General features: G+C 45.1%; 5 protein-coding genes and 1 pseudogene. 3 read left to right on the top strand and 3 right to left on the bottom strand.

Annotated elements, in window-relative coordinates; all coding sequences use genetic code 11:
- Window positions 1-91: 91 nt before the first annotated feature.
- From QEH59_RS16200 to QEH59_RS16190, 3 genes are all read right to left on the bottom strand, one after another.
- On the bottom strand, window positions 92-469 hold the full coding sequence (locus tag QEH59_RS16200; RefSeq protein WP_308986430.1) for a response regulator: 378 nt from the start codon (window positions 467-469) through the stop codon (window positions 92-94).
- A 49-nt stretch (window positions 470-518) separates the two neighbouring features.
- On the bottom strand, window positions 519-2,615 hold the full coding sequence (amt, locus tag QEH59_RS16195; protein WP_308986429.1) for an ammonium transporter: 2,097 nt from the start codon (window positions 2,613-2,615) through the stop codon (window positions 519-521).
- A gap of 71 nt (window positions 2,616-2,686) precedes the next feature.
- A complete protein-coding gene (locus tag QEH59_RS16190) occupies window positions 2,687-3,655 on the bottom strand; it encodes a helix-turn-helix domain-containing protein (protein ID WP_308986428.1) in 969 nt (322 codons plus the stop codon).
- A gap of 752 nt (window positions 3,656-4,407) precedes the next feature.
- Between QEH59_RS16190 and QEH59_RS19040 the strand changes: the two are divergent.
- The 3 genes and pseudogenes from QEH59_RS19040 to QEH59_RS16180 form a co-directional block, all read left to right on the top strand.
- Window positions 4,408-4,521 (top strand): annotated as a pseudogene (locus tag QEH59_RS19040) (prepilin-type N-terminal cleavage/methylation domain-containing protein); the annotation flags it as partial.
- Window positions 4,522-4,620: 99 nt separating this feature from the next.
- Complete coding sequence (locus tag QEH59_RS16185; protein ID WP_308986427.1) at window positions 4,621-5,139, top strand: H-X9-DG-CTERM domain-containing protein; 519 nt, start codon at window positions 4,621-4,623, stop codon at window positions 5,137-5,139.
- A gap of 214 nt (window positions 5,140-5,353) precedes the next feature.
- Window positions 5,354-6,790 carry an autotransporter-associated beta strand repeat-containing protein gene (locus QEH59_RS16180; RefSeq protein WP_308986426.1) on the top strand — a complete coding sequence of 479 codons (1,437 nt, stop codon included), beginning with the start codon at window positions 5,354-5,356 and terminating at the stop codon, window positions 6,788-6,790.
- Window positions 6,791-6,869 lie beyond the last annotated feature (79 nt).

Raw genomic sequence — 6,869 nt, 5'->3', positions numbered from 1 at the left:
TGCGAGAGTAGGTTATCGCCAGTATTATGGTCCGCTTTGTCGAAAGATGAAGCGGACCTTTTTGCTATACACACATTACTGTTTACGATACCTAATTGTTTAAATACTCTTCTAGTAGGCATATCAGTTGATCGAAGTCGATGGGCTTGATCAGATAGTGATCACAGCCAACTTGCAGTGCTCGTTCGCGATCGCCTTTCATGGCGTGCGCGGTAATTGCTATTATCGGGATTTTCTGTGTCTGTTCTGTTGATTTTAGCTCCTTGGCGATACTCCATCCGCTTTTGCCTGGCAAATTCATATCCAGTAATAGAATGCTAGGAACACTCTCGATCGCACTGCGCAAACCTTCTTCGCCGGTGACTGCGAGCTTCACATGGTAACCTCTTTTTATCAATCGCCTGCGTAGCATGTTGGCGAGTGCTTCATTATCTTCTATGATCAGAACTATATTATAAGTCTCATTCATTGGCGATCGCTTGGTTTAGTTGGCATGTGTGCCTGTTTGAAGGAACGGTTTAGCTTGGTATACGCATTGTAAAGCAGGAGCCTTTGCCGTAATCAGAACTGAGTGAAATTTCGCCGCCCAATATCTGGCAAAAGCTTTGTGTTATGGTGAGGCCAAGTCCTGTGCCCCCATATTGGCGAGTGGTGGAGCTATCTGCTTGAGTAAAAGCCTGAAAAATAGTCTTCGTTTGTGTGTGCTGAATTCCGATTCCGGTATCTTCTACTTCAAAGTAGCAGTATTCCAGATTGTCGCTGTTATTGCGACGATAAGCCCTGAGTGTAATATGCCCGTTATCTGTAAATTTCGCGGCGTTTGAGATGAGATTGAGTAGGCATTGCTGAAGCTTTATTTCATCGGTCTGAATGCTCCCAATTCCATCAGCAATTTCGATGTGCAGTTGGTTTTTATTTTCACCTATTAATGGTAATACCGTCTGTTCCAGTTTTTGAATCAACGAGTAGACATTAACCGAGGTAATGTTCACATCAATTTTCCCTGATTCAATTTTTGAGATGTCGAGTACACCATTAATTAAATGCAGCAGGTGATGCCCTGCATCAGATATTGTTGTTAAGTCTTCCGGATCGACGAAAGATTGACCATCTTTGATATCTTCTTGTATCAATTCGATGTAGCCCATGATGATGCCGAGTGGGGTACGAAGTTCGTGGCTCATATTGGCCAGGAAATCTGATTTCACCTGATTTGCGTGAATCGCTTCTGTCTGTGATTTACGGGCATTTTGAGTCGCAATTTCTCGCTGGCGAAATTCTTCCTCAATGCGTTCAAGCACCCGGTTATATTCTGCAGCGATCTGTCCCACTTCCGTATGGGGTTCTACGTGAACGCGTTTGGAAAAGCTACCAGCGCGTTGTTGTTGGTTCATGTCAGTAATTAAATCGATCAGCTCTGTCGTAGCTCCGTGTTCGGTAACATTTAGCCCCGCTTGTTCTTCTTCGATGGATACACGTAGTTTTACGAATTTATTTAGAACTTTAAAAAACACATACGAGCTTCCGAAGCTCCATAGAAAACACGTTGCACTGCCAATTATTTGTGCGAGCAATTGATGGCTACGGCTAAACCCTGTGGACCATAGTTCAGATTCACCTAAGAGTGCCACTGCCAATGATCCCCATACGCCGCAGAATGCATGGGCGGAGACGGCTCCAACCGCATCATCAATTTTAAGTTTGTTCAGCAACAGCATGCCGCAAAAGCAAAGCGCTCCAGCTATAATGCCGATCAGAGCTGCACTGCCAGCAGTGACAACATTGCAACAACTGGTTATACTAACCAGGCCTCCAATGATTCCATTCATCAAGGCCCATGTGCGTGTTTGTTTATAATAGAAAAAGGCGGCAAGCATGGCTGAGACGCCGCCAAAGGCACCAGAGATAATGGTATTGGCGATGACCTTCGGCACCTCGCTGTTAAATTGTAAGGTGCTGCCGCCATTGAATCCAATCCATCCGAACCATAGAATAATCACACCTGCGGAAGCTAGGGTTAGGTTGTGTCCTTGTATCTTTCGCTTCGGGTTGGCGTATTGGCCGTGCCGCGGTCCGATCACAAGAATGGCGGCCAAGGATACCCAGCCGCCGACAGCATGTACCACTGTAGAACCTGCAAAGTCGAGAAAGCCCAGATCAAGTAGCCAGCCATTTTGAGTGTTAGGAATCACCCCCGCCCAAGCCCAATGTCCAAAGAAAGGATAGACTAAGCCTGATGTAAAGATCGTTATTATTAGGTAGGCATTGAAGCGCATGCGTTCTGCCACCGCACCCGAGATAATAGTGATCGCGGTGCTGCAGAATACTAATTGGAATATGAAAAACGCGGTTAGCCACCACCCTTGGTCCGTTTGGAAGAGAAAGAATTGAGTGCCAAAGAGGCCCCATTGGCTGCTTCCAAACATTAAGCCGAATCCGATGAGCCAGAATATCACGGCTGATACGCAGAAGTCGGCAAGGTTTTTGATGGCTACGTTGATGCTGTTCTTCGCGCGTACTAAGCCTGATTCTAGAAAGCAAAACCCAACTTGCATGGCCATCACCAGTGCGGCTGCCATTATCATCCAAGCAATATCTAGACTTTCTGAACTCATTCACGTTTTTTTTACCCGTGGATAAGCAATATACAGGCCAAGCTGGGAAGATTCTTTAAGGACAGAGTGGTTTATTTCGCATCCCGAGCCAAATTTCCAATCGGCGCCTTTTGACTTTTGTAGGCTCTTGGCGGCATCCCCATTGTTTTTCGAAATTGCCGACTAAAGTAATTGCTATCATCAAACCCGCATTCAAATGCAATTTCTGTAACGTTCTTCTCAGTTGTTTGCAATAGGTGCGCTGCCCGTGCGATGCGTAAATGCAGTAGATAAGACATTGGAGATTTTTCAGTGATATTCGCAAAAATACGGTAGAAATTACGACGTGACATGCCGGAGATTTGCGTAACTTTTTCAATATCAAATGGCTCGTGATAGTGAGTTTCCATATAGCTTAGGACTTCCCCGATTTTATGTGTCTTTTGTGGGTCTACTATCGTTTTACCAGCGTGCCAGCGTGACAATGTGCCAATTAAAACCATGAAATGGCCCAAGGCAATTAAGTGGCTGCCTTGGTCTATTGGTTGCACATCTAGTTCCGAGTTTTTATTGCGATCGTCGAAGTCGAGTGACGGACGGTTGCGCGACGAAGCGTTTAATTCAACTTCCATTGCGTCCGTCAGTGCACGTACATGTGTTAATTGTGAGAAATCTAGTTGTAAGTGTCGTTTGAATTTTCCGAATTCAAGTAGTGCTGGTTCGACTTCAAATAGTGCTTGGTAGCCAGGTAGTTTTGATACTTTCAGTTTATTGATACTCAACAAACTGCGGTCGAAGATCACATTAACTATAGACAAATTGTTAGTGTGTTTGAATCCATGGGGGCGATTGCCGTGTAGTACAAATACGTCCCCCGCTTTAATCGCAAAGCTTTCTTCGTTAATGACATTCACACCCGTGCCGCTTAACACGATAACTATTTCTGAAAAGTCGTGAACATGGAGAGGGTAATCTGGATGATTTTGCCATGTCGCAACGTTGAGGGGGAAATCACCATCTCCAAAGACTAGTTTTCGTTCATATTTAAGATGATTATGCATTCTTATCTCTCATTGTTGGTTGTTAAGAACTGATGCGGTGGGTTGATTGAACCGAGGGGGGGGGCTTTAATATTCAGTTATGCGTTGAGTTGTGTGATATGCAAGCTGCTAAGCTCGCTCGTATCTAGGCAATTATTCTTTTTCAAACTGAAGCGGACTTTCGAGCGGTGGTGTTATCTCAGTTTTCTTTAGCTCACTTGCTTAAATACCACTAAAAGCTTCGAAGAAATAAAAAATGAAATGAGAGCATCCTATATGATAAAAGGCGAAACCCTTATTGTGATACATTCAGATTTGAGCGGACTAACGCTGTATCAGAATAGAAATAACGTGCATTAGTTGGGTAATGTGCCTTGTTGCCCATCTATGCTCATTCTGCGTTGGATGAGAAAATAGAATCGATCAGGTGTATTGTATTAAACCACGAAAGGCACAAAACACACGAAGGATTAAATGGGAGAACTTTAATTCTACGGCAGATGTACGGTTTCGTGTCTTTCTGGTTGAGAAAAGAACCCTGTGCAACTGAAAGAAAAGCACTCTCCTTACTTCTTCATATTGTGACTTTCGCTTTAAGAGCATCCCTTGCCCTGCTTTCTCAAGACGCCTCAAGGTGAATCGGAAGACATATTAGAATCAGAGTATTATAACTGGCACGATTGTGCGTGATATTGGCATTACTATCAAGGTAGAGGAATTTGAAGTGTGTTATAGTTGTATTGTATTCTCTGTCTGATCCCCCCTGTATACATATGAATTTTCGCATACACATATCTACTCGTTCGGTCCAATCATGTCGTAATAGTAAGGGGTTCACTCTCATTGAATTGCTTACGGTTCTCGCTGTTGTGGCGATACTTTCCTCAGTATTACTTGTGGGAATTAGTGGAGTGCGAGAGAGGGCGAATGTCGTCAGGTCTGTCGCTAATCTCCGTGAGATTCATTCTGCTCTTTCCCTGTATGTCGTGAATAATCATGGCGAGTATCCGCGGGCTCGTACCTACGTGCCAGAAGGTGCATCTGGTTCCGCATGGGACTTCGAAGGTGGGTTTTGGTTTAATGCTATCGGTCCTTATCTAGAAGAAGGCCGTCGTTTTGATCAGGAGTTAGTTTCAACTGGCCCGTGGCCACAGAATATTCCGTTTGCTTCTCCTTCGATCGATGAGGATAAGCATGGGTGGGGGGGCGCAGGTATTGATATTGGATACAATGGTTACCTGTTTCCTGCAGGTTCTCCACCTACTTCTCGAGTTCGTAGCATTAATATTGTGAATCCATCACGGGCGCTGTTGGCCGGTGATGCGGAAAATGCGAATGGGGTTGGCACGTGGCAGATTGGGGTTCCAGGTTCCTTCGTGGAGTCATCGATTGCATTTCGTCATGGAGGCAAAGCCAATCTTCTTTTTGTGGATGGGCATGTTGATCAAATCGTAGCTGAGGATCTTGAAGATGATGAGTTCGTTAAGCAACTTGCTGGGAAGTAGTGCGCTGGAGCCGCTTAAACGGTTATTTGTCGATAATGTGCGGACTGTTGGCTGAAAAATGAAGGAAATTGTCACACATTTTCTGTATAATCACTGGTTAGTATTCCCTGCGAGAATACTCGCAGAATCTGATACCCTTCGACCCTCATAGAACCCCAGAATTATAATGAAAATGATAATAGCCCATTTTGCTCGCTTGATAAGAATCTCTGCTATGTTGGCTATTGAGCTGTCTGTCGCGATTCCGTTGACGGCGCAGACTGTGTACACGTGGTCGGGGGCGTCTGAGGTGGATTCTCGTAGCTGGGATGTCGCTGGAAATTGGAATTTAGAGCTGCCGAATTACAGCAACCAGAGTATTTTGAATTTCAACATCGATATGGACGATGATATCCTGACTTATCTCGAGACGCAGCATCAGATTCGTGCGATAGAATTTGGTTCAGAGCTAAATAACACCGACGGTATTTTTCGGTTGCGAACGCGTACTGTTGCTGGAGGTGGGGCAGCGGCCAATCTGCTCTTTAACAATGGAGGCAGTGGTGATAATGCATATATTCTGGTAGATGCGGATAGTCAATTGTCACGTGTAATGATGAGTCAAGGGAACGTAGGTGTGGTGGCGCTTCAGACGGACCTTGATTTATTTCAAAATTCTTCAGACCTACTTTTTCAGTTTGATGGTAACGTGACGGGCCAAGGTTCGTTGAACAAATATGGTGTGGGGACGATGACTTTCACTCGGAATAATTCCTTCGACGGATTGAACATTTACAGTGGTTCTGTGGTTGCTTTTGCTTCATCGAATTCCTTGGGGGCGGAGCAAGTTAATTTAGGAGAAGGCGGTAGTGCCAACGATGCATTGCTTTACGTCGGGAGCGATGTAGTGTATGGTAATGACATCGTGGTGAGTTCGGGCAGTGGATTGAGGCGGATTGGCAATACAGATGTGGCTACCCACACTGGTGCAGCATTAAGTGCAAATACTGGTAATGCGGAGTTGAGTGGAGGCATCGATCTCTCTGCCGGTCAGGATGTGAATTTTGATGTTTTTGGCTTTGAGGCGTTAACGACTGACCAGCTCACTGTTAGCGGAAATATCTCTGGGGCAGGGGGAGTTGTCAAAACTGGTGATGGGGTCTTGCGAATCACTGGGGCAAATACTTACACGGGCGATACGACTGTCAGCGAAGGTGTGCTTCTCGTCGATGGCAGTTTATCTAGCGATAGTGAACTGATCGTGAGTAGCGGTTCGATTTTCGGAGGTGCCGGAACTGTTGGCGATCTAACACTGGAGAGTGGTGCGTTATTCGCTTTCGACACGGAGAATACGATTAATTTGGAGGGTATCCTTACGCTTGATAGCTCTTTTGGCGTAGAAAGCTTGAAAGACCTTTCGGGGGGAGCCATCAATTGGACTAGTATTGCAAACGGCACTTACAGTTTACTTGAAGGTGATAATCTCTCTGTTTTTGAATTCGAAAATATAGCTAACTTCGGACTAGAGAATGCCTTCGATATTGGAGACAACCGTCTCGCTTATTTTCAAAACGGAAGCTTACAATTGGTTGTCATACCTGAGCCTTCGGGGTATAGCTTAATTGGCGGTTTTCTGCTGCTGGGGTGTGTGCTACAGCGTCGATTACGCTAGTTTGTTTCAGGGAGGACTTCATCTCTGTGGGGGCTGTCCTTTACTGCTCTAATCGATGATATGCTGTATCTGTGTGGGG

The organism is Thalassobacterium sedimentorum, assembly GCF_031127905.1.
Taxonomy (GTDB): domain Bacteria; phylum Verrucomicrobiota; class Verrucomicrobiia; order Opitutales; family Coraliomargaritaceae; genus Thalassobacterium; species Thalassobacterium sedimentorum.
Note: the sequence above shows the minus strand (reverse complement) of the source record. Positions and strands in the feature narration are given on the sequence as shown.

What these genes read in the sequence shown, in the direction of transcription:
- QEH59_RS16200 (WP_308986430.1), bottom strand. Translation starts at nt 469, where the DNA reads ATGAATGAGACTTATAATATAGTTCTGATCATAGAAGATAATGAAGCA.
- amt (WP_308986429.1), bottom strand. Translation starts at nt 2,615, where the DNA reads ATGAGTTCAGAAAGTCTAGATATTGCTTGGATGATAATGGCAGCCGCA.
- QEH59_RS16190 (WP_308986428.1), bottom strand. Translation starts at nt 3,655, where the DNA reads ATGCATAATCATCTTAAATATGAACGAAAACTAGTCTTTGGAGATGGT.
- QEH59_RS16180 (WP_308986426.1), top strand. Translation starts at nt 5,354, where the DNA reads ATGTTGGCTATTGAGCTGTCTGTCGCGATTCCGTTGACGGCGCAGACT.